Genomic DNA, 1,977 nt, shown 5'->3' on the forward strand with positions numbered 1-1,977 from the left:
TGATGCACGGCTTATTGGCGACAGCCTGGCATCCCGTGGCGTGAAGCTTCAACTTGGGAACAGTATTCACGATCCGTCTGATCCAATGGGCAAGTTGTTCTTCAACATCCTTGCGACTTTCGCGGAGTTTGAAGCCGATCTGATCCGGATGCGTACTCGTGAAGGGATGGCCGTTGCACGCGACAAAGGTAAACTACGCGGAAAGAAACCCAAGCTTTCTGAACGTCAGCAAAAAGAGCTTCGCCGGATGTATGATACCGGCGATTACTCCATCAGCGATCTTTCAGAACTGTTTTCTATTTCTCGGCCAACTGTCTATCGAACTCTCAGCAGAACAGCCTCAACGTTCTTGTTGGGTTCACTCTAAGCGTACGTAAAGTACACTTTCGTGTCGTGACCCCAACATGGCAGAAGATGCCGGGATTATGACCGAGTTGAACCCGATTTATTCGATCAACCCGGCGGAAAACTTCATTTCTCGCGCCCGCAATCTTTTATCAGACAGCTATTATATCCCCGCATCCGGGAACAGCGCCCAATATCAGATTGGCAATATGTTCGGCATGTCCTCGGCCTCCCCATCTGACGGGGGATATGACCGTATCACCCGTGATACGAACCAGTACGCGCAGGAAGCGAACGTGATAGCGGCTGTGAACCGAGATCGGGAAGAACAGGCCAGCCTTATTGAGCAGCAGGACCAGGCTGTATCCATGCTTGGCGATAACGATCAAGGCAGGGCAACCGAGTTGATTGCAACGGAACAGTCAACGGCGCTGCATCAGAACGATGCCATGTTGAGGCTAACGCAGACTGTTGCCGATCAGAACATGCAGCAGCGGCTTGAACGGCTGGAGGACGAAAACACCATTGCAGAAAAAAATCTGCAATCCCTGCAGCGAGTGCAGGCTTTCACGGAGAGCAGCCAATGAGGCGGCATATCTTTCTTGCCGGTATGCTGTTGATGGCATGCGTCGGATCGGTTGAGGCGGCTACGGGTGAACCATTGATAGACCCAGAATGGAAGGCCACCGAAAACAGCATGAAATCGGCTGAAATCAGCCAATGTAAGCACCTGTCATTAGCGCAATGGTTCGCCTGTAAGCGGCATGTGCGGGAAGATTATGAAGCCCGCGGGGTTGTGCCTGGCACAATGCCTTACGTCCAAAAACGATATGGCGGCATGTCCGTCCAGCAGCTCGATGACGAGATACGGCAGATCAACCGGACGTATGGGCGGGCGCGCATGATTGGGTCGTATGACCATCCTTTGCCGGGAGAAATCACTTACGACATGCAGCAGGATACGGTGAATTATCTACGGCAACTCATAAACTCAAAAGGGGGTATGCCGCCCCTCATGGATTTGCGTGGAAGCCGGTAGGAGTGCAGCGATACCGGATTACGGGGCCGGGAAAAGGTCGGGTTGAGGGTTCTTTTTGAATTCAAATCGGAGCCGGACGACCTTTCGCCCTGCCTTGATGGGGGTCCACTGGATGAGCCAGCCGTCTTTCTCGACTAGTTCCTTGACGGCAGGTTCGATGATACGGCGCTTGATATTGTTAAAATTGGCTTTTTGCTTCTCTGTGGCGTCCATTGAGGTGCAGAAATCCTCAATGGTGTATTCGGCCCAGCCGGTGGAATCAAAGCGTTGCAGCAGTTCAAGCAGCTTCCACGAGTATGCAGAGCGTAGCGCCGACGCCTGCTTTAACTGGTAACTGGTGAACTGTGCTTTCAGACCCAATAAATGCTTCATTAAGTCGGGCCACCATGCCAGTTCCACCCAGCCTTCGCCTTTCTGGTATCGAACCGAGCCGATCCAGCGCATTTGCACCACCGTTGGCTCTATAGGCTTACCGCGCCGCTTATGCGCAGGTTCGTAGAACGTGATGGATCGGCTATAGAGGGTTTTGGTCGCGGCCTTTAACTGGTTATAGGCTGTATCCGTATCCACGTCGAAAGTGGCGGCATATTCCG

Annotated in this window: 4 protein-coding genes; 3 read left to right on the forward strand and 1 reads right to left on the reverse strand. The window is 52.8% G+C overall.

The genetic code is table 11. The features are described from left to right. The 3 genes from GEU01_RS21160 to GEU01_RS21170 form a co-directional block, all read left to right on the forward strand. A partial coding sequence (locus GEU01_RS21160; RefSeq protein ID WP_019087594.1) for a recombinase family protein occupies positions 1–367 on the forward strand: 367 nt, incomplete at its 5' end. Between the two features lie 37 nt (positions 368–404). After that, entirely contained in the window at positions 405–932 is a 528-nt protein-coding gene (locus tag GEU01_RS23745; protein ID WP_157212918.1) for a hypothetical protein, read from the forward strand. Then, positions 929–1,384, forward strand: coding sequence for a hypothetical protein (locus tag GEU01_RS21170; protein WP_019087596.1), 456 nt, complete (start codon positions 929–931; stop codon positions 1,382–1,384). Before GEU01_RS23745 ends, GEU01_RS21170 begins: the two co-directional genes overlap by 4 nt. 18 nt (positions 1,385–1,402) lie before the next feature. Here the strand turns inward: GEU01_RS21170 and GEU01_RS21175 are convergent. Then, on the reverse strand, positions 1,403–1,977 hold a 575-nt coding region (locus tag GEU01_RS21175), incomplete at its 5' end, for a replication initiation protein (RefSeq protein ID WP_019087597.1).

It is taken from the genome of Komagataeibacter europaeus LMG 18890 (assembly GCF_000285295.1).
Classification (GTDB): domain Bacteria; phylum Pseudomonadota; class Alphaproteobacteria; order Acetobacterales; family Acetobacteraceae; genus Komagataeibacter; species Komagataeibacter europaeus.

Excerpts from the sequence above, each read along its gene's own strand:
- GEU01_RS21170 (WP_019087596.1), top strand. The coding sequence starts at position 929 with ATGAGGCGGCATATCTTTCTTGCCGGTATGCTGTTGATGGCATGCGTC.
- GEU01_RS23745 (WP_157212918.1), top strand. The coding sequence starts at position 405 with ATGGCAGAAGATGCCGGGATTATGACCGAGTTGAACCCGATTTATTCG.